The sequence below is a fragment of the Arsenophonus sp. aPb genome, assembly GCF_029873475.1.
Lineage (GTDB): Bacteria > Pseudomonadota > Gammaproteobacteria > Enterobacterales > Enterobacteriaceae > Arsenophonus.
Genome location: NZ_CP123499.1, coordinates 3,157,061 through 3,182,994 on the forward strand (window position 1 = coordinate 3,157,061; position 25,934 = coordinate 3,182,994).

The 25,934-nt window shown below is 35.6% G+C and carries 23 protein-coding genes; 14 read left to right on the plus strand and 9 right to left on the minus strand.

All coding sequences use genetic code 11. The annotated features are described in order from the left end of the window. Positions 1-913: 913 nt before the first annotated feature. A complete protein-coding gene (locus QE177_RS14180; protein ID WP_280550625.1) occupies positions 914-1,813 on the plus strand; it encodes a 3-methyladenine DNA glycosylase 2 in 900 nt (299 codons plus the stop codon). A gap of 102 nt (positions 1,814-1,915) precedes the next feature. On the opposite strand, the gene QE177_RS14185 is transcribed toward QE177_RS14180, so the two are convergent. Genes QE177_RS14185 through QE177_RS14205 form a run of 5 tightly spaced genes read right to left on the minus strand, consistent with a single transcriptional unit; the run spans position 1,916 to position 7,622 of the window. After that, on the minus strand, positions 1,916-2,617 hold the full coding sequence (locus tag QE177_RS14185) for a molecular chaperone (RefSeq protein ID WP_280550627.1): 702 nt from the start codon (positions 2,615-2,617) through the stop codon (positions 1,916-1,918). A 30-nt stretch (positions 2,618-2,647) separates the two neighbouring features. Continuing rightward, positions 2,648-3,727, minus strand: coding sequence for a fimbrial protein (locus tag QE177_RS14190; protein ID WP_280550629.1), 1,080 nt, complete (start codon positions 3,725-3,727; stop codon positions 2,648-2,650). A gap of 13 nt (positions 3,728-3,740) precedes the next feature. After that, positions 3,741-6,263 carry a fimbria/pilus outer membrane usher protein gene (locus tag QE177_RS14195; RefSeq protein WP_280550631.1) on the minus strand — a complete coding sequence of 841 codons (2,523 nt, stop codon included), beginning with the start codon at positions 6,261-6,263 and terminating at the stop codon, positions 3,741-3,743. A gap of 21 nt (positions 6,264-6,284) precedes the next feature. Next, positions 6,285-6,983, minus strand: a complete 699-nt coding sequence (locus QE177_RS14200; protein WP_280550633.1) for a molecular chaperone — start codon at positions 6,981-6,983, stop codon at positions 6,285-6,287. Positions 6,984-7,034: 51 nt separating this feature from the next. Further along, positions 7,035-7,622, minus strand: coding sequence for a fimbrial protein (locus tag QE177_RS14205; RefSeq protein WP_280550636.1), 588 nt, complete (start codon positions 7,620-7,622; stop codon positions 7,035-7,037). A gap of 998 nt (positions 7,623-8,620) precedes the next feature. Here QE177_RS14205 and QE177_RS14210 point away from each other — a divergent pair. The 3 genes from QE177_RS14210 to blaOXA all read left to right on the plus strand — a co-directional run bounded on the left by QE177_RS14210 (position 8,621) and on the right by blaOXA (position 11,795). Next, positions 8,621-9,250 (plus strand): bifunctional 4-hydroxy-2-oxoglutarate aldolase/2-dehydro-3-deoxy-phosphogluconate aldolase, encoded by a 630-nt coding sequence (locus QE177_RS14210; RefSeq protein WP_280550639.1) that lies wholly within the window; start codon positions 8,621-8,623, stop codon positions 9,248-9,250. 295 nt (positions 9,251-9,545) lie between these two features. Beyond that, on the plus strand, positions 9,546-10,724 hold the full coding sequence (locus QE177_RS14215; protein WP_280550643.1) for a hypothetical protein: 1,179 nt from the start codon (positions 9,546-9,548) through the stop codon (positions 10,722-10,724). A 234-nt stretch (positions 10,725-10,958) separates the two neighbouring features. Beyond that, positions 10,959-11,795 (plus strand): class D beta-lactamase, encoded by an 837-nt coding sequence (blaOXA, locus tag QE177_RS14220; protein WP_280550646.1) that lies wholly within the window; start codon positions 10,959-10,961, stop codon positions 11,793-11,795. 75 nt (positions 11,796-11,870) lie between these two features. Here the strand turns inward: blaOXA and QE177_RS14225 are convergent, their stop codons facing one another. Both QE177_RS14225 and QE177_RS14230 read right to left on the minus strand, forming a co-directional pair. Beyond that, positions 11,871-12,236: a metalloregulator ArsR/SmtB family transcription factor gene (locus QE177_RS14225; protein WP_280550648.1), complete on the minus strand. Its 366-nt coding sequence runs from the start codon at positions 12,234-12,236 to the stop codon at positions 11,871-11,873. A 156-nt stretch (positions 12,237-12,392) separates the two neighbouring features. Further along, positions 12,393-13,889 carry an MFS transporter gene (locus QE177_RS14230; RefSeq protein ID WP_280550650.1) on the minus strand — a complete coding sequence of 499 codons (1,497 nt, stop codon included), beginning with the start codon at positions 13,887-13,889 and terminating at the stop codon, positions 12,393-12,395. Between the two features lie 110 nt (positions 13,890-13,999). Between QE177_RS14230 and QE177_RS14235 the strand changes: the two genes are divergently transcribed. The 10 genes from QE177_RS14235 (at position 14,000) to QE177_RS14280 (ending at position 23,676) form a co-directional block, all read left to right on the plus strand. Next, complete coding sequence (locus QE177_RS14235) at positions 14,000-14,545, plus strand: TetR/AcrR family transcriptional regulator (protein ID WP_280550652.1); 546 nt, start codon at positions 14,000-14,002, stop codon at positions 14,543-14,545. A 200-nt stretch (positions 14,546-14,745) separates the two neighbouring features. Continuing rightward, positions 14,746-15,972 carry a hypothetical protein gene (locus QE177_RS14240; protein WP_280550654.1) on the plus strand — a complete coding sequence of 409 codons (1,227 nt, stop codon included), beginning with the start codon at positions 14,746-14,748 and terminating at the stop codon, positions 15,970-15,972. A 593-nt stretch (positions 15,973-16,565) separates the two neighbouring features. Next, positions 16,566-17,681, plus strand: a complete 1,116-nt coding sequence (locus tag QE177_RS14245; RefSeq protein WP_280550656.1) for a hypothetical protein — start codon at positions 16,566-16,568, stop codon at positions 17,679-17,681. 662 nt (positions 17,682-18,343) lie between these two features. After that, on the plus strand, positions 18,344-18,910 hold the full coding sequence (locus QE177_RS14250) for a spore coat protein U domain-containing protein (protein WP_280550657.1): 567 nt from the start codon (positions 18,344-18,346) through the stop codon (positions 18,908-18,910). 26 nt (positions 18,911-18,936) lie between these two features. After that, complete coding sequence (locus tag QE177_RS14255) at positions 18,937-19,470, plus strand: spore coat U domain-containing protein (protein WP_280550659.1); 534 nt, start codon at positions 18,937-18,939, stop codon at positions 19,468-19,470. A gap of 17 nt (positions 19,471-19,487) precedes the next feature. Next, positions 19,488-20,267, plus strand: a complete 780-nt coding sequence (locus QE177_RS14260; protein WP_280550661.1) for a molecular chaperone — start codon at positions 19,488-19,490, stop codon at positions 20,265-20,267. Positions 20,268-20,269: 2 nt separating this feature from the next. Next, positions 20,270-20,713: a hypothetical protein gene (locus QE177_RS14265; RefSeq protein WP_280550663.1), complete on the plus strand. Its 444-nt coding sequence runs from the start codon at positions 20,270-20,272 to the stop codon at positions 20,711-20,713. Positions 20,714-20,997: 284 nt separating this feature from the next. After that, on the plus strand, positions 20,998-21,681 hold the full coding sequence (locus QE177_RS14270; protein ID WP_280552296.1) for a fimbria/pilus outer membrane usher protein: 684 nt from the start codon (positions 20,998-21,000) through the stop codon (positions 21,679-21,681). Continuing rightward, positions 21,624-22,718, plus strand: coding sequence for a fimbria/pilus outer membrane usher protein (locus QE177_RS14275; protein ID WP_280550664.1), 1,095 nt, complete (start codon positions 21,624-21,626; stop codon positions 22,716-22,718). The genes QE177_RS14270 and QE177_RS14275 overlap by 58 nt, the downstream gene beginning before the upstream one ends. Further along, positions 22,711-23,676: a spore coat protein U domain-containing protein gene (locus QE177_RS14280; RefSeq protein ID WP_280550665.1), complete on the plus strand. Its 966-nt coding sequence runs from the start codon at positions 22,711-22,713 to the stop codon at positions 23,674-23,676. The genes QE177_RS14275 and QE177_RS14280 overlap by 8 nt, the downstream gene beginning before the upstream one ends. A gap of 60 nt (positions 23,677-23,736) precedes the next feature. On the opposite strand, the gene QE177_RS14285 is transcribed toward QE177_RS14280, so the two are convergent. After that, positions 23,737-24,903 (minus strand): nucleotide sugar dehydrogenase, encoded by a 1,167-nt coding sequence (locus QE177_RS14285; protein WP_280550666.1) that lies wholly within the window; start codon positions 24,901-24,903, stop codon positions 23,737-23,739. Positions 24,904-24,933: 30 nt separating this feature from the next. Further along, positions 24,934-25,929 (minus strand): NAD-dependent epimerase, encoded by a 996-nt coding sequence (locus tag QE177_RS14290; RefSeq protein WP_280550668.1) that lies wholly within the window; start codon positions 25,927-25,929, stop codon positions 24,934-24,936. Positions 25,930-25,934: the final 5 nt, after the last annotated feature.

Genomic DNA, 25,934 nt, shown 5'->3' on the forward strand with positions numbered 1-25,934 from the left:
CTTATCCCTATTATTTTATTTGGATAATTACCGATTAAATAACCATTGGCATAGAGTAAATTAATACCAACAGAGGAGAAAAAATGGACAACGAGGGGTAAAAAAGCGGGCTTCTTGATAATGTTCCATTTGCAATTACTCCTTTTGCTTACTTATATCGACTATAAAGATATAGATAAGTATTATTTAAAAACGTATGAATTTGTTTCCATTTATGAATAAACCTCAAACAACAAAATAGAAACTAAAAATTAACAAAAAATAAAAATTAACATCAGATAAGCCAATGAAACCCAATGGTTTATTAACATTTACCGTTAATAATAAAAAAAACCCATGGTAACTTGGCTTTTTTACTTAAAAAATATTTAATAATCATTAGATTAAATAATATTCTCATTGCTTTAGTGTTAAATAAAAATCAGCTAATCACTATTTTTATTTAAAATAATATTACAAATGGAAATAATTTTATTTAGCTAATCTGTGTCTCATTTATTAATGACCATTAAACTGGATACCAATAGAGTTAATAATTTAATAAGGATAAAATCAGCAAATATACTTAGTGATAAATTTTAAAATATAAAACCAGCGAACTAATTTCTGCTTAAGTAAAAATAAAAGAAGCAGCAACCAATAAAAAATCAAATACTAAGAATAAATGAATAAAAATCGTTAATAATACGTTAGCATATAATTTAGATTTTTATCGGACGGGCAATCTACAATAATGAGTGTTAATATCATCTAATCCTAAGGCAAACAACAGCTATTTTTTAGTTTTTATCTTGCTAACAACATAATTTTATGCATAAATTCTTATCATTAATTTACTTGCTTTTATATTACTATTTTTTATCAATTTAAACGCAAACTGATGACTAAGTTTAAAATTAAATAACCACAAAAAATGCTAGCAAAAAAAACTATTATCCATTTACCAGACAATTTTCACTACCAACACTTTCTTGCCTATCACTTACGAGATAAGCAAAGTGTGGCTGAAATTATCACCCATAACCAATTAAGAAAAGGCATTACCTGTTATGACCAACCGGCTGAATTAACATTTACGCTAAATAAAAATAGCATTTTGTTTTCTCTACAAATTGACAACCCACATACCTTTATCACTGAGGAAGAGCTGGAAAAACTGGGGAAAAATATGCTGGGTTTATATCAACCCGTTGAACTTTTTGAAGATAAATACTATAACCACCCAGTTATTGGTAATTTAATTACTCGCCAACAAGGTTTAAGGGTTTATCAAGCAGCAACCGCATTTGAAGCGATTACTTGGGCAATTATAGGGCAACAAATTAGTGTCGCTGCCGCAATTGCTATTCGTCGCCGATTCATTCATGCTTTTGGTAAACAACACGCGTCTGGAATTTGGTGTTTTCCTTCTCTTTTTGCGATCCATGCTGATGATGAGCAAAAACTAAGGCTATGTGGATTCTCTATCAGTAAAGCAAAAACGCTTATTGCATTATGCAATATGTTAAAAAACAACCATCATCTATTAAATGTTCCTGTATATGAAACTAATTTGTCAGTATGGACACAAAAATTGAGTGAAATAAAAGGAATTGGTCCATGGACAATCAGTTATTCCTTGCTTCGCGGCTTCAATTATTTGAACGGTTCTTTACATGGTGATGTCGCTGTCCAACGTAATCTTCAGTCTTTATTAAAGAGTAGTGAGAAAATAAGCGCAAAAGAGACAGAAAAATGGTTAGCTCAATTTTCTCCCTGGAAAGCTCTCGTTGCTGCCCATCTCTGGCAACAGCAATCTAATGCTAGTTATTGAAAAAAAATTATATTAATCAAAACCAACACAAAAAATATGCACCCATTTGATAACCGAATTAGCGGTATCTAGGCTAAAAAACAAGATAACTGCATCTTAATATTATTTGATTTTTTTAACTTGATTAATAAATTGCCCTTCATCATTAATGTATTCGACCAAAATCTCATCATCGAAAACAACATGGCTTTTATTTTCAACTGTTTGTTGTGAAAAAGGTGGCAACATAATTGTTTTAGATAGAGCATTATTTTTATCTAACCGATTATAAAGTGCGGACAGAGTAAAAAAATTGGCAGTTGGGTTATGAATAGTAAGCACTTCTCCAACCTTAGTTATTTTTATATGCTCAGCTGCATTCTGAGAAGTTTTGTTGATATTTTGTGGTCGATAAAATAGTTTAATTCGTGTTCTTAGCGCCAACTGTAAAATATTCTCAGTTTTTAAGTTGTCGGGTTTTGGCGCAATATCCAGCACATTAAGATAAAAAATAGATTCGCGATCAGTGGGTAGCTGATTTGCTAACTGTTGAATACGAAGTTGCGCCCCCCCTCTAGGTTTTATTTTGACAACCGGAGGTGTCACAATAAAAGGCGCTTGTGTTGTCTCCGGCGTTGAATCAATATTTCCTTCATCAATCCAGCTTTGAACCAGTGATGTGTTATCACTGGAATTAACTAATTGAATAACAGCCTCTTTTCTTTCAGCAGGAAAAATAACTCGCGTTCCTTTAAGATAGACACTACTATTCGTTGAAAAAGCAGTAAAATAGAGTAAGAAAGCTAAATAAATTTTTTTTCTCATTTTCTTTTTTATCCTAATAATTAATCCTATTTAGTCATAAGAAAAGACTAAAATTGCCGTTGAGGTTATTTTTCCGGCAGAAATATTATTTAGATCATAAGCGTAGTAATAGGCTCCCATATTAATGGAAAAAGAGGGCGCTAAAGCACTGCCCGCAGCAACATTAAAAATAGATGTTGCATTGCCTTGTATACTTTCACTACTGGAAAAAAGAATGGGTGATGCAGTTTTATTCCCTTGCACTAACCGAAATCCGACTCCTTTAGCACCTTGTTGCGTGGTATTTATTAATACTGTTTTATCTGTGCTATGTAAATTATTACTGGCCAAAAACATGGCAATATTTCGCGTCGTTTTATTACCAGTCAAAAGATCACTACAGCTAAAATTTAGGCTAAAGGGCTGATAACCAGGTCGGTCAATATTTTTGACATCACTGATACTAACCATAGGTAGATTAACAATTAAGCCTTTATTTGAAAAATCGCAGGTAGTGGCAATAGGATTATATTTAATGGTAATTGGCTGTAGAAAAATATCATTTTCATCAACAGGCCATTGCCAGCTTAATAAAAATTGCACTAACTTAAATACAATTCTAGTTAACCATACCAAAATACCCATCGATGAAGCATCAGATACTAAGATAAAAGGCGAGATAACCGCAGTATCACCAGCCACTTTGGTATAATTACTGCTTGGTTTGCTCTTCAACAAAGTAAATCTTAAGGTAAAATTAGTATTCAAATTTGATGCCGAATGGGTACCTCTAGCTATGCTGGTTATGCGATCCTTTCCTAACGCCGTCATCGTCACCTCAACAAACTGCTTACCACCATTAAATCCTATTGTTGCTGTTCGACCATTAAAGGGCGAAGCGATACCAATCACATTAGGTAAAAGTATCCCAGGGGAGCTACAAGTAAATGTTCCCGGAAAATTGGTTTTATCTGTTTTTGTCACTATCGATGTAGAGCCACTAAAATCAGCAGATAAATCATAATATAAACTCGGTACCGTGATCGTGCTATTGGGTTTACAGTCGGCATAAACCGATTGGCTAAAGGAGCAAGCTGATAATAATAAAAAATTTATTGCTAATTTATTCATATTATTTTCCCGACTATTGGCAAATATTACGCTTGAGGTTTAAGGTATCAACAGGTTGCTGGATGATACATTCTGTTTTACCGTCAATATTCAATTTCACATTCAGTGATGGCGGTAATTGATCACTTTTTATATAAAGCACACTTGACTGCCCAACATGACCAACAAATTCCCCCTGACTATCGGTAACTTCTGTACCAAAAGGTAAATGGCTACCGTCGGCAAAAGTCGCCTTTAACATATAAGTTTTTCGCTGATCGGTTTCCAATTTGATATGACTAACCGCTCCGTCATAAGGGATCACATGCGCTACATTGTCAGTAATCTCTGCACCTGAGGTTTGATTGGTATGAGAAAGGGTATAAACATTTGTACGATATGGTGTAGCATTGGTTACTAATGCTAATCCCCGTTTATTGGTAAGCACCGCTCGATTATTATTAACCGTTAAATTCTCAGCCATTGGGGCTTCAATTACCGTTAATGTATTCGCTGTTTCACCAGAGGTAAGAATATGGTAAGGAAATGCCACGATGGTTCCTCTGGCATTCAAACCTGACTGTCGATAATTATTAGCCTCACTATATGAAGCACCAACTGTACTATAAGGGTTGCGATAATTTAGACTGCCACTAATTAAATTATTCCCACCAGTCTGATTTGAAGCGGTTAAGGTATAATCGATTAAATTATATTTACCCGCTGTACCACTGATACTGATATTGGCTTGTTGATAGTTGGTATTTGTCATGTAAATACCAGAGTTGAGATAAGCATTCCGACTAAATAGATTAATAGGAATACTGGCACTCAAGTAATAACGGGTTTCTTCTTTTTGATCGGTATTTCTTACCCGTGACACGGATAAGTTATAGGTAATATTTTTATAACTATTTGAGTAACCTATTTGATACTCTCGACTGGTACCATCAACATTCCAATAGTTTCTCAGCGTACCAGCCAGAAAAATAACCCCATTATCTTTTCCCAAATGCTGATTTAAATTTAAATTAAATGTGTTTCTGGCGCGGGCCCCCCGCATAGCATCAAAAGTTGCCAAATCTAAATCTGAAGGATTATTTTGATTTTTATCATTAAGGTTATTTTTAATTGTCGCTTGATACTTAAGCCATGCTTGATAATTATCATGGGCATAAATGGAATCAATAAAACTATAATAATCTCCTGTAGAATAACGATAAGCCGCTATAGTCAGATTGGTAGCGGTAGTTGACAAAAACTTGCTATAAGCCAAGCGAAAACTTTGCCCTCGTTTGGTTTCGGTATCTAAATAAGCTGCCGCATGAGTCGCATCAATTGAAACAGCACCAAACGGAAAATTCCAGCCACTGCCAAGTAAAATAGCATTATAATCACGGCTACCAATAAAGCCGGCATAAACGGTGACTAAATTATTGATACCATAATAGGCTTCAGCTTGAGCAAATTTAGGTTGGAAATGGGTATTTGCCATTTTTGATTGTCCAGCCAAAATATTGTAAGCATATACACCCGCTTTCATCATATTAGGTACGGCTGAAAATGGCACCGTAAAAGAGTCTTGACGACCATCGGCTTCCTGCACAATAACCGAAAGATCGCCTGCTCCTCCCGCAGCACGTAGATCACTAAACTCGAACGCGCCTGGTGGAACAGTTTCTTGATAAATTAGATTACCATTCTGATATACTTTTACTAACGCATTAGTTTGGGCAACCCCTCTGACAACCGGCGTAAATTCCTGGCTAGAGTTAGGTAGCATATTCATTTCTGTTGTTAATGCGCCACCCCTAAAACGAATACTAGTAAACAAGGTAGAGGGGGAGTAGAAATCACCTAACATTAAATTAGAAGATATCGCACTAAAAGAACGGCGTAAGTAGCGGGTATTATTTTGCCATTTATGATCACCGCTGGAATAATAAGAATAACTTGACTCATCTCGAAACTGCCAGGCACCTATATTAATTCCGCTATTTAAATTAGCAAAAAAAGCTTCATTACGCTGTTTGTTATTTTTTTTCTCCCGATAGTTATAATAATTAGTATTATAAGAGAGAATAATTGCCGGTACACCATAGTCCCATTTCGCTGGATCAACATAACCTATCTCCGATTTAACTAACGAAATTTGCGGGACTGAAATATTTAGTGCTAACTGATTAACATCTAAATAATAGTTGATATCATTGACCAAATTATCTAACGAAATAGTTGTCTTTTGCTCAATCATCTGTTTTGTCTGAGGTGAAAGTTTTATACCTAATTTATTAGCATCTTTAGCATCAATAGAGATATTTTGATTTTTTTCGCCAATATTAACTTCAAATTGTCCTTTCCAATCATCATTAACATAAATATCGACCAATTGTTTACCTGGCGGGATTTCACTATTTTGATAAAAACGAGATATATCTCCTTGAGCTGATTTTCCTACTAGCAAAGTGGTATCAAATTCCTCTGCAAATAACTCGGGCATATAATCCAATATGCCTAATAAAATTAGACTACTATAAAGATAATATATTTTTTTCACGATTTATCTTCTTATTTAAGATTAATATTTAAGGTTAATATTTTTTGTTTTATAAACACCAAAATCATCAACATAAGTTACGATTATTTTATTATGCTTAACCTTATTTTTTAGCGGAAATTTAAAGCTTGATAACGGAGGGATCATCTTCGATTTTGTCAGATTTTTTTTTGTCTCATTAATATTCGTTATTTTTGCTATCGTGAAATAATATTTAGAATCATTTGTCACTACAATGCTATTATCCTCTAACTTATAACTTATCTTTTTATATACCTCTGCCGGAGGAGTAATCAACCCCTTTGGCCGATAAAATAATTTAACTCTTGATTTAATTGCCAATTGTAAAACGCTTTTACCTTGCGTATTTTCTGGATATGGTGGTATATCAAGAATATTTAAATAAAAAACACTCTCTCTATTTTTAGGTAAATTATGCGATATCATTTTTATTTTTAATTGTTGCCCTTTAAGTCCCGCTATTTTTACAATAGGTGGAAAAACATAAAACGGAGAATGACTCTTTTCTGGAGTAGAATTTATATTTCCATCATCAACCCATGATTGTACTAATGCCGGTAGCTTTCCATGATTTGTTAATTGTACTGTAACATTGCCTTTCCCTTCATAATAAATGATCCGAGTTCCTTGCAGCACAATATTGGCTAATATATTTTTAGAAGAAATAATTAATATAATAAATAACAAAAATTTTTTCATAATAAATAGTCCGTTAAAAACCAGACTCAAAAAGAGCCTGGTTAATGTTATTTACAAATAAGAGATGGTATAAATTAAATTTGCATGCAATGGACCCGCTTTAGCCGGTTCTGCTCGCGTTTTGTAATAACTAACGACGAACGTTAACTCATCAGCTTGCGGTGCTGTTTTATCTCCTTTTAAGCCTGTATCATAAGGGGTATTTAATGGAATAGCGGTCGTTTTAGCATTTGGTGCAGACAAACTAAATCCGACATTTTTTGCTACATTAGGATTATTTTCATCAACAGTATCATTCACCAAATATTGACCATCCGTCGAGATACTACTTGGTGATGAAAAATTAAATTTTAAATTGCTACCTGAGCTGCCAGCAGGTGCACAATCAGAAAAAGTTAATTTAAATGCTTTCTGATTTTTTGCAACAACAGTATATGCTGTTGTTCCGGCATCAGAAACAGAAATGGGATCTAATAAGATAGTAAAGTTTGCACTATCACCTCCATTAATTTTACAAGTAGTATCACTTATAGCACCAGCAACTGAAATTATCCCACCTGCTGAATTAGTCGCAGCTAATATATGCGACGAAAATAAAGTCGCAGATAATAGCAATAACGGGAGTATTTTCTTAAACATAATTAACTCCAAAAAAATAAATGAATAAGCCAATAAAATAGAATTTATTTTATTAGCATAATGAAAAAGGTTAATAAGAAATAACATTAACCTGAATTGATATTAGATGCCTCTATCTAACTTACAAGAAAGGTAAAGTTATATTTTATTTTTTGTGATTTATATCAAAGTAAATATTTTATTTAACTAATCGGTAGATAAAAGTGTTTTTATATTTAATAAATAATTTAATCATTAGCAAATTGATTTAGACTTATAATAATGAAAGTAACTGAATCAAAAAATATTACTCGAATTAATTACTGCTTATAGTGTGAATTGGCAGATATTTTATCTAACTGATTAAATGAATTTTTTATTCCAATCCTACTTTAGAATGATTTAAGATAAAAAGAACAAATAATTGAAATTTTATGCTGAATTTGATCACAAAAAATATTAATTTATTCATATGACAATAAAACACAACATATATCGTTTGTTTTTCTATTTTTTAGAAAAAAATAACTAAACTTTGGTATAATTTTTAATTCTTCTGCAATTTAGTATATAAAAATATTTATGCATATAACTAAATTTCATTAATCAAGGATATGAAGGAATAATAGATTGTTATACGATTTCACCAATGAATTTTTATAAACATATCTAGCATTATTATTTTATATAAAATAATAATAAATAATTACAATCATTAATAAATAATGCATTAAAGTAATTTTTTAGCTATTCCTTATAATTAAAAGATATAAATAGAGAGATTAATAAAAAAATAAATTAACGTTCTATTTAAATAACACGATTATTCATTCTTGCCAGCTATTAATTTTGTTAAATAATTACCTCATCTCTCCTATGAAAATGGTCAAATCGGTATTAAAAATAAGCTAATGATTCAGTTACTAGCAAATATCGTTATTTAACATAAAAGTGCTATCATTCCACTTCAGTAACAAAAAGTATTACTCGCCAATTTCACGACTAAAGGAAAATTGATTATGCTCACACTGATAGATAAATTACGACAATTTAGGATCATTCCGGTTATTACCATTGAACGAGCACAAGATATAGTTCCTTTAGGCAAAACATTAGTAAAAAACGGATTATCAGTAGCAGAAATTACGTTCCGTACGCCAGCAGCAGCAGATGCAATCAAAATACTTAAAGAAGCGATGCCGAACAAAATTTTGATTGGTGCCGGCACTATTATTAACCGAGAACAAATTAGACAAGCAGAAGCTGTTGGCGCTGATTTTATCGTTTCACCTGGTTTAAACCCAGATACGGTAAAGGGATGTCATGAATTAGACATACCTATTATTCCTGGTATAAATAATCCAACTCAAATTGAGCAAGCTATGCAACTTGGTATTAATCTTGTTAAATTCTTCCCTGCAGAACCCTCTGGTGGTTTATCTATGCTCAAAGCACTACTCGCCCCCTACCCGCAATTAGAAATTATGCCAACCGGTGGGATCAGCCCAGAAAATATTCGCCATTATCTTGCTTTGCCACAAGTGGTTGCTTGTGGAGGTTCATGGATGGTGGATAATAAATTAATAAAAGCTAAAGATTGGGCTACCATTGGCCAACTTACCCGTGAGGCGGTTAAATTAGTTAAGTAATATTTATTTGCGCCTGTAATAAGGTCAACATCTGGCCTTATTTTTCCAATTTATTCCCCTCTCAACACCGTCGATTTTTATTGGCTTCAATTCAATCATATCTAGATTTAACAGAATATAATCATAATCTGTCTATCAAAAATCACTTAAACAACCAACTAAAAATTAGTGTTAAATTTTGCTAATCTAGCGATATTAACTAAATAATTTACAACAGATTATTTAACTTAACGGTAGGTTTTATTTAAAAATAAATATTACTATAGAATATATTTTGATTTGTAAAAAATAACTTATGCTATCATCCTATAATACTGTAACTAGTACAAAAAATAGTCCTTCATCTAGCATGGATGTCTATTGTTACTATAAAAAAGAAGACGACATTAAAGATATTAATAGAAAAGGATCTTTTCTACAGAATGTCGAATCAGTATCTAATACGGCTAGCAATTTAGCCTTGTCAGATAAAACAATAATCGTAGGTAAAGCTAAATTAATTGCAGAAAAACCGGCAATTCCCGTAATCATAAAAAAATTACAACGAACATCCAGTAAACTAATACCAATCGAGAGCGTTACACAAGTTGACCGTTCAACAACAGAAAATCTAATTAAAATAGCCGAACCCCAAATTAAGCAAGAGATACGACAGCAAGAAAAAAAAACGCAACAACTATTAGCGCACTTAAAAAAAATAGATCTAATCGATGAAAGTATTGAAGCGATTGGTTTAAATAATATTAAAATTTTAGATCCGATGTTTGGACAAAAATTAGAATTAGCATTTTTAAAAGTAAAAGAAGGCGTTAACTTTGTTAACAATCTATTTAGTAATAAACTATCGACACTAGAGAAACAAGCCATTCAACAAGAAATTGTTAGCTATTTTAGAGATATAAATTATCCTAATCCTGCTACCGATGAATCTATTATTAATTTGGTCAAAATATATATCAAAAAATTTTCAGCATTCGTTAATCGTTATTCACCGGATAAGATAATTAGTGTTAAAGAGAACAAAAAAGATAATCAAAAAGTGGCCTGGATTTATGAGAACGATCCAGAATTCTGTATCTTTATGACCAAATCAGCAGTACATGAATATTCCAATGCTATCGCCTGGAATTTTATTCACGAATTATCACATATTTCGCTAAAAACTAAAGATTTTTGGTATATTGTAAGCGTTCCCCCGCCCTCTAAAATCGGAGCGGTCGGTTTTGATTCTTTTGCAGGCAAAATCGATGTTCTTACTAGAATGCAAACGATAAATTACAGAAAAAATGACTTTCTTGTTAATGGGCCTGACTATGAAAATACTATTTTTAGTGTATTTAATAGTCGCTGTAGCTATCTTAAAGCAGAGACAATACTTAATAATGCTGATTCAATCGCCATGTTCTTATTTTTTGTTAATCAAAAATTCAACGGGCCTTTAGCTGCATTAACAACAATACCTGACCACGACTAATTTTCAGCATGATCACCAGTGGTTGACAAGCATTTCTTTAGTTGTTCGATGTTATCGGTTTGATAGGGAGTCACATGATTTTTTCTCTGTTTTTTACTTAATACTTGAGTGGTAATGAATAAATAGTAAAAAGCAACGTTGTTAACAATAAATAAAAACGAGTCTTATGTTTAGTACTAACCCTGACAAAAGTATGATAATGTCTGCTGTATAAATTATTTAAAGAATACAAATATGAATAAAAAGCTAATTGTTATTATTCTACTATTTTTACCAATTACTACTCAGGCAAGTATCATTTCTAATGATGATAAAAACATGACCAAGCCGCTGAAAAAAACAGCAGAAAGTCATGTTGTTAGCGAAATAAAGAAAATTTTTCAGCAGCAGCATATACGTGGTGTATTAACGATATATGATGGTAAATCAATTAACAATTATGGTAACGACACAAAACGTGCAGCAATACAATATGTTCCCGCATCAACATTTAAAATTGTTAATGCCTTAATTGCTTTAAAAAATCAAAAAGTAACCGTTAATGAAGTTTTTAAATGGGACGGCCAGCCCAGATATCTTAGTAGCTGGAATAAAGATATGAGTATGCAAGAAGCAATGAAATTATCCGCTGTTCCTATCTATCAGGAAATTGCAAAACGTACTGGTCTAGCAATAATGAAAAAAGAACTTTATCGTCTGCACTACGGTAATAGTAAAATAGGTAATGATGTCACCAAATTTTGGTTAGATGGCCCATTAAAAATTAGCCCAACAGAACAGGCACAATTTATTTACAAGTTAGCTACCAAACAATTACCCATTGATAAAACCATTCAAAATAAAGTCGCCACTATGCTACTTATTAAACAGACAGCTAATATTAAAATTTACGCTAAAAGTGGCTTAGCGAATATCAATGGAGAGCGTATTGGCTGGTATGTAGGATGGGTGGAAAACGCTAATGGCAATAAAAAAACTTTTGCTCTAAATATCGCAATCTCAAATGATAAAACCGTGTCAAAACGTGAATCACTGACTTTACAATGTCTAACAAAATTAAAAATTATTTAAAAAATGACTAATCAGAATACTAAGTTATTCTGATTAGTAACAAATAGACAAATAGAAGGTTGCTCACATTACTCGCTATCGCGTTATATTGGAGAGCGGGAAATTAATACTCCGGGCAGGTAACTCTACTAGGATCAATTTATTGATCATTGAGTTGATTAGTTGGTATTGATTTGACCATATAGACTCAATAATTTGCATAACCCATGGAGAAGCCTGAGAAGAAAGTCGATAAAAAACCCATTTTCCTTCTTTACGATTTTGTAGCAACCCACCCTTTTTTAACATTGCTAAATGACGAGATATTTTAGTTTGGGGTTGCTCAAGTGCAATACAAAGATGATAAACACATAGCTCCCCCATTTCTCGGAGCAGTACTAGGATCCTAAATCTTGTTTCATCAGATAAATTTTTAAAAAACTGCAATGCCTCTAGCTCCATATCCAATTTACCTCTAACCAGTTATAATTTCAGTAATAAAACATTAGGATCAATTTACTTTCCCTGAGACAAAAAAACACCAACAACTGGCTTCATAAAAAACAATCACTGAAACTAATTGCGAAATCTAAAACTGCACAGAAAATCATCTCCTCATTATGATTTTTTGATTAAAGGGCGCAACATACGCTGTAAAATCACAATGCTAGCTAGCAATAAGCAAATAATCGTCATAAGAACCATAACAAAAGAAGTGTCAAATGCTTTGCTTGCTTCCATTATCAATACCTGAGCTTGTTGTTTATCCAACGTTGATGCCACGCTTAGTGCTTCATCAATACTGTCATAAACGCGCGTATCCATGGTGACTTGCGCGGGAACAAAAAGCTTACTACTATAAATCGCCGTCATCATTCCACCCAGTATTGTAACACCTAATACACTACCCAATTCATAAGCAACGTCTTCGATAGAAGCGGCCATACCTGACTTTTCATCCGGCGCATTGAGCATAATTGTGGTAGAAGCCGTGGTAAATACCATTCCCATGCCAATACCAATCATGAATAAATTAATTAACAACAAAATAAGATGGCTCTGATAAAACAACACCATCCCCATTACCCCAATCAGCGTTAACATAAAACCTACTACTGCCGTTAATCTCTCGCCAAAACGGGGTAACAGTAAACCGGCTAATGGTGATGCAAGTACGGATCCGATGGGAATGGGAAGGATACAAAGTGCGGCTTGTAAAGGCGTGAATCCAAGTACTAACTGTAAACGTTGACTTAAAACTAATTCAATGCCAACAATTACACTCATGGTAATAACAGCAATGATTACCCCCGCTGAAAACAAACGGTTACTAAATAAAGAAAAATCAAGCATCGGTTGAGATTGTTTGCGCTGGCGCAATACAAAAAACAGCATAAAGATGACACCAATAAAGGCAGCAGCAGAAAACTCAACCAAAGAAAAAGAAGGTTTACTTAACTCTTTTAATGCATAAATTAGCCCAACTAAACCGACTAAGATTAATACTGAGCCTAAAAAATCAATAGCACGCTTGTTGGTTCCACCACAACTTGGGATCAAACTGACTGAAAAGGGCAGTACCAGCATAACAACAGGCACATTAATTAAAAATACCGATCCCCACCAAAAATATTCCAGTAATAAGCCACCCACTAAAGGGCCGACTGCAGCACCACCAGCAGCAACCGCTGACCAAATACCAATCGCTAGTGAGCGTTCCTGAGGCTCGGTAAAAATATGGCGAACAATTGATAAGGTTGCTGGCATCATCATCGCGGCACCAACAGCTAAAAAAACTCTCGCAGCAATCAAACTTTCTGGATTAGGCGAAAATGCAGCACAAAGTGACGCTAATGCAAAAAGAGGTAAACCGGTGATCAACATTTTTTTATGGCCAATGCGGTCACTTAACATTCCCGCGGCAGGCAATAATCCGGCCACCACCAGCGGATAAGCATTGATAATCCACAATTTCTCAGATGCGTTGGCATGGAGTTCATGGGTTAAAGTAGGCAATGCTGTATAAAGCACTGTCATATCAATGACAATTAAAAAAAGAGCACTTGAAATTAAAAGGAGCGCAATCCACCTTCGATTATCATCAGTATTAACCATAAGAATCTCTATTTAGAAAAAAATTATGTAGTATGTTCATCTACCATAATGTTAAAGTTTAGGTTACGATATTAATCCATACGTATGTATTTTAAAAGAGGTTTTATTTAATGGGGCGCCAAAGAAGTATAGACAGAGATAAAGTATTAGATGTAGCCGAAAATATTGTTCATCAACAAGGTGTCACCGCACTGACAATCGATGCAGTGGCAAAAGCAATGGGAATTTCTAAAGGTGGGGTTCAGTATTGTTTCGGCAATAAAGAAGCCTTGATTGATGCAATGTTTGAGCGCTGGGAAAAAGCTTACGATGAAATATTTTTTCAGCAAATTGCGCAGGATAGTTCAGCCGAAAACCGAGTAATAGCGCACATAAAAGCGACCTACCATTTTGAGCAAACTTCTAATACCAAAGGCGCAGGTTTAATGGCGGCATTATTGCAAACACCAGAATATCTTAATAGTACTCGTGAGTGGTATCGCGATCGTATTGCTAAGTTAGATACTTCAACAGAAGCAGGGAAACGTGCTCGACTTATTTTTTTCGCCACAGAGGGGGCATTTATTTTACGTGCTTTTGGATTTATGAATATTGATCAGCAAGAGTGGGATGAAATTTTTACTGATATTGAAACGTTTTTCTCACCCACAACATGAGAAATAAAATTTAAATACTATGAAAATAGCGAATATTTATAGAAATATTTTGAAGATCATCTTGTTTATTCAAACATATCTCTAAATATTCTAAAAATATAGTTAATTTGTCTATATATTTAATCATTATATATATTTTATTGATCTCTGATAATAAATATTGTTAATATCCTATAGTCATATCACTGTAGGTAATAATTATGATTATTGATCGCGCTTTATCTACTGAATTAAATACTGAAATAAAACTTATCAATAATAATAATCCTAGCATTATAAATAATATTATTAATGCGCCTGAAAATTATGTCAATTTTAGTGATAAAGGAAAATTATTATTATCCATAATAACATTAGGAATTAGTCATATTGTAATAAATTTAATTGAAGATCATAGAAAAGAAAAAGTGAGATCAGAATGTATTACCATAACTAAAAACTTACTATCTTCTCTCAATAGTATTGAAAACCAGCAATCTGAAGAAAAAGTAATATTAATTTCTTTACCTAAGGGCGAAAGGTTAAAATTAACACAAAGATTTTCAAATAACGAAAATAGATACGAAACGATTATCGAATATAAAAAAGCGATTATTCTTCATTTGGGTAAATATAATGAAAGTAAATGTTATGTTAATAAGACCTTCGAGGAAATAAAAAATCTTTTAGTTAGTGATATTCTGCAACATGAACATGATTATACCTATAAAGATGAATCTATTTTAACTATCGCCAGACACATAAAACAAAAAACAGATGATAAAATAAATAATCAAAAACATAATGAAGTTATCTTAAAAATAAATACGCCTAATGAACCAATAATATATAACCAAAAAAGTATAGGTGCTAAATTAAGAGAAATTTATCAAGAAGGATATACTAGCTTAGTTTTTATTGATAAAAAAAATAACTTAACTAATAAAAAACATTTAATATTAGGTATTGTCTCGCCTTCTAAGCAAGTTTTCTTATTAAGCCCCGCCAGTGGTGATGACAGAAATATTTATTACGATACCAATATAAGATATGTTAAATTAAATTTAACATCTAAAACTAAAATTTATAGTCGTGAAGAAAAAAATGAATTAATAAAAGAATTTTATGAAAAATTAATAACTAAATTAGAAACTATACCGGCTAATAGGGTATGTATTGAAAATATAATAAAATCCCTTTGTCCAACATGTAAAATTAATACCCTTACGCAAGATCTCAATCAAAAAGAGAAAGTGGCATTTTTAGAAAATATCAAGCATGGCGTTACAGAAATAGTGCAACTTGTTGAAGATAAAAAAGAATCATCAAAAAAATTAATCGCTAGTAGAAAAAATAACTCACAAACACCCAATACTGTTAATACATTAACGCCTTCAGTTACAAAAAATCAAAATTATAACGAGGCATTAAACCCATTTAGTGAATAATTTAAATAAAAATCTAATAGTAGTAAATGATATTCTTAAACAACAACAATTTAACCTGATAAAAGTTAACAAAGATAATTAAAAACCTATTTTTTATTTTACTAATAAATATATTTTACATTAACAAGCAGCAAAGATAGCAAAAAAATATTTTTATTTAAAAAACACTTTCAATATATTAGTTTAATTTAACAATACAATGAATACAGTCACCAATAATCAAATATAAAAATTTAATTTAATTTTATAATAGATAAGAGCTTTACTATTTAGAATGGGTTAAGCGTTTTATTCCTATATTTTTCTGATTGTATTAAATAACCAAAACTAAGGTTTTACTGACTTCTGAGGATATTATGGCAATAAGTTTTTCTTCTATAACAACACCACTAACTATTAGTGATAACAAGTTTAATCAGATATTGGGGGCTAATAGCTTAAATGAAGCAACCAAAATAAAAAACGTATCCGATTTTATTGATTCGATAATCGATTGGTTTAAGGGCGGCGTCAAACGTCAAAAAATAGAACAACTGTTTGACGCTATCCAAGATGTAAAGAATAGCGCTGTTTCTAATCCGGAATCAAATCGGTTGGAAAAATTTATCGAACTGAGAACAATGGCACTGCCTAAATATCATAATCAATTTAAATTAGAAATTACCCCGAAAGATGCCAATGAAGACTGGGGATATCAATTAAAAGTTGGTGACTTTATCTTATATAACTGCGATAAAGTGTTTGAAAAAACCAGGAGTATTGATGAGAGAGATCAATTAGCTAATTTTCATGTTAAAAATATTAGTATGAAATTAGAAGAAGCCCTCTCTGTGGAAAATCCCGATATCAAGCAACTATTAAACTTCACGATTAGATATTCAGCTGGCAGTGAAAAAGAACAAAATAGTTTGCGAGAAAAATTAGACGACAGTGCTTATAGTAAAGATAATTATCTTGGCATTAAAAACAGCAACAAATCTAATGAATTTATTGCTGCATTTAAAAATGATAAGCAACTAGTATTTTCTAGCCGCACAGGCGAATTAGAGAACAATTTTTTGAAAAATACATTAGCAAGCAAAGACTACAATAATCTGCGAGAGATGTTTTTCAATCAATATACCAGCGTAAGTGATCCTCTTTTTATCGATATATTGCAACAAACTAAAGCGGATGTTTATGATGTGATAACACAGGATAGTGCTTACCTAAGCGAACAAGAGCGCGCTATAGTTAATGAAAAACTTAGTGCGATTAAAATTGGTGATCAAACACTTGCTGAATTATGGGCGCTACCATTAAATCAACCGGGTGAATATATTGATGATGATTTAAATCCAGCTGCTATCAACTATTTTCTTAATAATAAAGCCGCAGGTGTCAAGTTTTATAATTTAGAGTTAAATGCTGCTGACTCAGCATTTGAGTTTGATGAGCCAGAATTACAGTTTGATGATGTAGAATTTGAGTTTAATAAACCAGAAGTAGAGTTTGATGATTTAGGATTACAATCTGCTGATTTAGCATCCGATTTTGATGAAATAATGGCTGATAAACCCTTGTTTGAACAATCTCCTCGCGAGCTAAACACGACTCGAACTGATTCAGGTTATGAATCTGACGCTGAATCTATATATGAATATGAAGGTTTGCTTGCTAAGGATTATAAAACTAACAAGAAGCAATATAGCTTCACCTCTGTTAAATAATTTATCAGTTCAAATCAGATCTGACAGAGTTTAATTATGGCTTTCACCCCAGCTTAGCAAAATAGCTGGGGCTTAAATTATTCTCACTGATTAAATAGCAATAAAATAAAAATACAGCTCTTATAATAATAAAAAAGAGACGAAAACTCGACTATATATTTAGTTTACTATTACTTCTGCAACTATCCCCTTAATTTAATTCTTTTTTCCCTAATATAAAACCACCTCGGCTAGCCGCGCGCAATGAACTATTTATAGCCTCACTGACTAATTCAAAATATTTGGGCTTTAATTTAAAAATTGCTTTTATTTCAATAAATTAAATGAAAAATATGACTTAATTTTAGCAGCCTTTATTTAAGAAAAAATGCACAATATATTAATTAATAACTATTTGTTAGCAGAATGAAATAATAACTTCAATTTACTAGATAAAAATAACTTCTTATAGCAAAAAATTAATTCGTAAAAAAAACATTTATTTTATTGGCAATTTTTGACTTTCTACTAAATACTCAAATTAAAAATCATGGTAATAAAATAATTCTTTTTTGTTATAACGCTTAATTACCATAACCAATAGTTACTGTCAGCCATTAATAGCAATAATTATTTTAGCAAATAATTAAACAACTATGTTCGCTATCAGATAAGGAGCCATAATGAAAGGTATACGTTTGATCACGGTTATAGGCTGTTTGTTGGCCTCTCATTCGGCTTTGGCAGCAACTGCAACTGGAACGGTGGGTGTAACTCTAACACTATCTAACGCCTGTGTTATTAACGGTTCAGCTGGTACTTCAGGCATTCCGTTGGGAACACTGGATTTTGGTGCTCAACCGACTACTTTTGGTGTACTGACAACCCAACTTACTAATGGTGGTAACCCAACATTTACGGTACAGTGTCCGCCCAACGATACTCCTTCTGCCGTTCTAACGAATAGTGTAAACACCGCCCCATCAGGTATAGTCGTTGGTACTGCTGGCACCCCACCGCGTTATGCTAACTCATCAGTTACCAACCAAGGCGTTTACTATAGTGTTTATGCGACTACGCCCACTCCGGGCGCCGCCCTTGCGAATGGTGCCACTATTCCCCCCGCCTCAAGCCCAACAGCTGGTACAGAGGTCTATACTTTATTTGGTCAAATTATTGGCAATGGTACAAATGCAGGTATCACAGCAGGAACCTATACTGACACCATTAATATTACTATAACTTATTAATTGATATTATTTTTTCAGGATGAAATATGTCTGGTAACAACGGTTTATGGCTATTATTTGATAATAATCTAGCCTATTTTTTTGTGTTGTTAGTTATTTTTAGTGCACTGCCAAGTCATGCCATTACCAGCCAATCATTTCAGGTTGCCGCCACCATTGCTAATGGCTGTGTAGTATCCGGCGGCAGCCTATTTGGTACTCTTGATTTTGGCACCCATCCTAGTAATGCAAATGGCAATTTTAATGCCAGTTTAACCCCCAATACCTCGTTAACTTTAGGCTGTACCCCCGGTACCGCACTCAGCATGAGTATTAATGGCGGTAATAACTACACTAGCAGCCGCAATGTTAAGCAGAGCGGTTTTACGACCCTACTGCCTTACCTACTGTATGCGGATAATGCTCACACAATTCCAATCGGGCTCAATCAGAATGTCTCCGTCAGTTACAGCAATAGCAATAATATTATTATACCTATCTATGGCGTGTTACAACTTAATGGCGCTAATAACCCGTCTGGCACCTATACTGACCTATTAACGGTAACATTATCCTGGTGATCAGGGAGGAATACTCTATGATTAATGTTTCGCAACCTACTGTTTGGTGTTTCTCCACGTTATGGTTTTTGACCTTATTACTCTTAACGCCCTCAGCTCAAGCCGCTAACCATGTGATGATTTGGCCAATGGATCCGGTATTAACCGCTAAGGATAATGCCACTGAATTCTGGATCGAAAATAAGGGCAGCGAAGCCACCACTATGCAAATCCGGGTGATCGGCTGGCAACAGGTCGATGGCAAAGATCTCTATAGCAATCAGCAAGGGGTGGTTGCCAGTCCGCCTTTTATGCGCATTGAACCGGGCCAAAAACAGCTGATCCGCCTGATAAAACAAGCACCAGTGCCGGTCGGTAAAGAAGTTGCCTACCGCTTGTTAGCTGATGAAATTTTGACCGCTGAAAATTTAGCAGTGCCAAAGTTTGGGCTAAACATGCAGATGCGATATTCCATTCCACTGTTTGTTTATGGTGAAGGTATTAATTATGTACGTAATTCAGGCGATCCGATTCAACTAGATCAAAAATACCTCAGTTGGCAGTTGACCCGATTAAATGGTAAGCCGGCGATCAAAATCATCAATCAAGGCCCAATCCATGCCCGTTTGAGCAAGGTTGCTGTACAACAAGGCAAAAAACGCATTGTACTGGCCGATAGCCTGTTTGGTTATGTATTAGCCGGCTCAAGCTATATCTGGCCATTACCGGCTGCCATTAGCCGCCCACAACAATTAACAGCACAAATTAATACTGATAAACAATTATGGCAAGCATCTAGCGCTGGATTGAACCAGTAAAGATGAAAACTGTCCACTTGCCGGCTAAATTGACCAGCCGATTTACCTTAATGATTACGTTATCTTTGCCGTTGCTATCGATAGCGGCGGGTAATAGCTGGACTGAATTGCCGCCACCGCCGAGCGGCAAAGTTAAACCTCAAAACTTACAATATAGATTGGAGTTAGTGGTTAATCAGTATGCCACTGGGATCATTGCGGTGGTTAATGAACGCAATGGCCATTTTTGGCTATCTGCCACTGATTTACAAAAAGCGGGTTTTCCCGCTTCTCGGTTAACCCAGCCACAACTGGATGTCAGCCACAACTGGATGTTAGTGCCATGGCCGAGGTACAAGTCAAATATGACAGTGCGCAACAACGCCTGTTATTACAAGTGCCAGATAGTTGGTTACCGCAACAAGATCTCATTATTGGCAATGCCCCACCCCGCTATCAGGGACTGAGTAGCCAGGGAGCACTTTTTAATTATGATATCTACGCTAATCGAACTCAGCATAATCACACTCAACTTTCGGTCTGGAATGAATTGCGCTTATTTAGTATGGCGGGCACTCTATCCAGCACTGGGGTATTTAAACAACAAATTGCCGGTAGCGATAATAATAACGATAACCAGGGTTTTACCCGTTACGACACCAGTTACACCAATGAGAATGAAAACCATATTTTAAGCTGGACGGTTGGTGACTTGATTAGTAATGCTTTAAGCTGGAATAGTAGTGTCCGAATGGGCGGCTTGTCACTCTCCCGTGACTTTTCAATTCGGCCAGATATTATTACCTTTCCATTACCAACCTTTGCCGGTAAAGCGGCGGTGCCAACTGCCGTTGACCTATTTATCAATGGCTATCGTTCCAGTAATTACCAGCTACAACCTGGCCCTTTTACCATCACCGATATACCCTATATTAATGGCTCGGGTGAAGCGGTATTGGTCACCACCGATGCCCTTGGCCGGCAAGTTTCCACCACCTTGCCGTTTTATGTTGCCAGTAGCTTACTTAAACCGGGTCTGTCCGATGGCGCCTTTTCTACCGGTGCACTACGCCGCGACTATGGCATTAAAAACTTCTCCTATGGGCCGCTAGCCGCCAGTGGCTCTTACCGTTACGGCGCGACTGATTGGCTGACGTTAGAGTCACATGCTGAAGCGGCCTCTTCACTGGCGCTGGGTGGCTTTGGCGGCTTAGTCAAACTGGGTAATTTTGGTGTGCTGAATGGCGCTTATACCTTCAGCCAAATGCGAGGGCAGCGTGGTGATCAGATCAATTGGGGTTATCAATATAGCCAGTCTCGTTTTAATTTAGCTACCCAACATACCATAAGGGATCGTAAATTTGGCAATTTGGCAATTTGGCACTTTACGATCAACCCAATAATCTCAACGATAACCAACCGATTTTCAGCTTAAGCCGGCGTAGTTCACAATATTCCGCCTCATTATCACTAGACCAATTTGGTAGCATTGGCCTGGCTTACCTGGATATTGACAGTTTCAATGGTGATAAAAACCGGTTGCTCAATTTTTCATGGAGTAAAGGTTTATGGGGCAATAGCAATCTCTATGCTTCAGCCAGCCGTGATTATTCGCAAAATAACTGGTCATTTGCCTTAGTATTACAAATTCCATTCAACTTTTTGGATGCCATTACCTTAGATACACAACGCAATGCCGCCGGGCAAAACATTCAGCGCGTCACCTATAACCACGCCATGCCAAGCGATGGCGGATTCAGCTGGAATATGGCCTACGCCCATCAGGATTCACAAGATGATTATCAACAAGCTTCCTTGGGATGGCGCAACGCCCATGTCCAAATGCAGGCCGGAATTTATGGTTCATCAGGCAACTATAGCCAATGGGGTAATGTAACTGGCTCACTGGTACTGATGGACGGCACTATTCAAGCAGCAAATAAAATTAATGATGGCTTTGTCTTAGTTAGCACCGATGGTTATCCCAATATTACCGTTGATTATGAACACCAGCCTTATGGTAATACAGGCAAATCGGGTTATCTATTGATCCCAAGCGTGCCAGCTTATTACCCAGCCAGTTTTCGTATCAATACCCTCAATTTACCACCCGATATCTATGCCGATAGCACACGACAACGGATCGCAGTCAAACGCGGCCGAGGCTATCTGCTGCATTTCCCAATCAAAATCCGTCATGCCGCTAGCGTGATCCTAACCGATCAATATGGCAAGGCCATACCATTAGCCAGCGTGGTTGCACGGGCAGGCAAACCAGACACTTATGTTGGTTGGGATGGGTTGGTTTATCTGGAAGAATTGGAGCCAAACAATGTGCTCACGGTTCGCACACCGGAAGGTAAGCGCTGCCAGGTTAGTTTGCAATTGCCAGCAAACCCTAACCAACAACTAAAAACTTATGGCCCACTGACTTGCACTTTAGCTGGCAACAGCAGGAGTTACCATGAATAAAGGTTTATTTGTTTCCAGTTTGTTGTTATTGACCGGCCTGCTTAATAGTCCAGTTTGGGCCGCTTGTAGCGCCACCATGCAGAATGCTTCATTTGGTAGTCAGAGTTCTTTTGTTATCAATAGCACCGTGCAAACTACCTCGGCTAATCTGGTTGTCACCTGCGGGATAGTACTGGCTTCCTTGTTAACCACCGATACTATCTCAGCCAAACTGAATAGTGCATCGAGCAGCAGTGGCACACAAGCGGCGATGAAAAATACTGCCAATGCCGACCTCGAACCGATTAATATGTGTAAAGCGTCCAACTGCACGCCAACCACACCGATTGGTAGTACCATCAATTACTCATCAACCGATTTAATTAATTTGTTAGGCGGCAACGTATTTACGATTCCGATCTATTTTAAAACCGTCACCGGCCAAAATTTATCAGCCGGCACTTATAATGTAACGCTAAATCTGACCATCAACTGGAATATTTGTGGGCTATTAGGTATCGGTAATGTCTGCTTAAATCAACAAACCGGCAGCACTATCCTCTCGCCTACCGTCACCTTGATCGTAACCAATGATTGCTCAACTATCACAGCCCCTAACATTAATTTTGGTACTGCGCCATTACTCAGCAGCTTTCCTAATGTATCGCAAACCATCTCTATCACCTGCACTAAAGGTAGTCTTTACAATGTCGGCATCAATAATGGTGTCAATGCCGTTAACAATGTGCGCAATATGAAAAATGGTAGTAATTTGATTAGTTATGATATTTATCAAGGCACCACCACCACCCGCTGGGGATCGAGTGGTAGTGAATTGTGGTCAAGTGCCAATTCCACCACTGTCAGTGCTGATCAACTGACTCGTACCTACAATTATGTCGCGAAAATTCTTAGTGGCCAAAATACGCCAACTAGCGGTAACTATACTGATACACTGGTGGTTAATGTTGCTTTTTAGAATAGAATAATAACAGGCGCCAAATTTAATAATCTGTTGACGCCTGAATAGTGCTGAAAATTAATCGTGACCAAATAGATCGCGGGTATAAACTTTATCTTTGACATCTTCCAGCTCAGGTACCAATCGGTTGGCCAAAATAATATCACACTGAGCTTTAAAGTCGGCCAAATCGGTGATCACTTTGGAATGAAAGAACTCATTTTGTTGTAAAACCGGCTCATAAACCACCACTTCGATTCCTTTCGCTTTAATGCGCTTCATCACCCCCTGTACCGCAGAGGCGCGGAAATTATCCGAACCGGCTTTCATCACTAAGCGATAAACACCCACTTTTTGCGGATTTTGACTAATGATCGTCTCGGCAATGTAATCTTTACGCGTTCGATTGGATTCTACGATCGCATTGATCAAATTGTTTGGCACATCATCATAGTTAGCTAGTAACTGCTTAGTGTCTTTTGGCAAACAATAACCACCATAACCAAAAGAGGGATTGTTATAGTGGCTGCCAATGCGCGGGTCAAATGAAACACCTTCAATAATTTGGCGACTATCCAGTCCGCGACTATGAGCGTAAGTATCTAATTCATTAAAAAAGGCAACCCGCATCGCCAGATAGGTATTGGCAAACAATTTTATCGCTTCCGCCTCGGTGGCATCGGTAAACAATACTGCGACATCCTTTTTCAGCGCACCTTCTAATAACAAATCGGCAAAAATCTTGGCGCGCTCGGAACGTTCTCCTACCACAATACGAGAAGGATAGAGATTGTCATATAGTGCTCTGCCTTCACGTAAAAATTCCGGTGAAAAAATGATATTTTTATACCCTTTCTCTTGCTGCAAACGGGCGACAAACCCCACCGGGATGGTTGACTTAATCACTATGGTAGCGGCTGGATTAATGTGGTTTACATCATCAATCACCGCTTCAACGGAAGAGGTATTAAAATAATTGGTTTTGGCATCATAATCAGTCGGGGTAGCAACAATCACATAATCTGCCCCCTGGTAAGCCTGTTGTTTATCTGTCGTTGCCCTAAAATTCAGTTCTTTTTCTGCCAGGAACGTTTCAATTTCTTTATCCACTATCGGTGATTGCTTGTTATTTAGCATAGCAACTTTTTCAGCAATAATATCTAACGCCACCACTTCATGATGCTGCGCTAACAACATCGCATTGGACAGGCCAACATAACCTGTTCCTGCAATAGCAATTTTCAAAACTAACCTCTCAAATATTTAGGATCCAGGCTAAACGCGATAATAAGTCCGATACCAATCAACAAACGCTTTTACCCCTTCTTTAATCGAAATCTGTGGCCGATAACCGGTTAACGAAAATAAATCTTTGGTATCAGCCCAAGTGGTATGGACATCGCCCGCTTGCATTGGCAGCATATTTTTAATCGCTTTTTTTCCTAATGCCTGCTCGAGGGCGGCAATAAAATCCAATAATTTTATTGGCTGACCGTTACCAATATTATAAATACGATAAGGCGCATCACTGTTAACCGTTAAAGATCTGTCGGTCTTTTTTGGTGGAATGATATCAGCAATTGATAATATTCCTGCAACAATATCTTCCACAAAAGTAAAGTCGCGGCTCAGATCGCCATTATTATATACATCAATTGGCTTCATCTCCAAAATAGCTTTAGTGAATTTAAATAACGCCATATCTGGCCGTCCCCAAGGGCCGTAAACAGTAAAAAAGCGTAATCCGGTGGTTGGCAAATTATACAGATGAGAGTAAGCATGCGCCATTAACTCATTGGCTCTTTTAGTGGCCGCATAGAGAGAGATGGGATGATCAACGGACATATCGGTAGAACAAGGAAATTGATTATTCATACCATATACTGAACTGGAAGAAGCATAGATAAGATGGGGGATTTGACCATAGTAACAACCTTCCAATATAGATAAGAAACCGGTTAAATTACTATCCGCATAAGCAAAAGGATCCTTTAACGAGTAGCGAACACCTGCCTGCGCAGCAAGATGAATTACGCGATCGAATTTGCCAGCGGTAATAACTTCAATCACTTTTTCACGCTCAATAATGTCCAGCCGCAAAAATTCAAATTGCGAATAAATGGTTAAACGTTCAAGGCGGGCTTTTTTTAAAGCAGGATCATAATAGTGATTCAGATTATCCAGACCAACCACCTGATGACTATTTTGTAATAAACGCTGACATAGAGTAAATCCAATAAAACCGGCACATCCTGTTATTAAATATTTCATAGCTT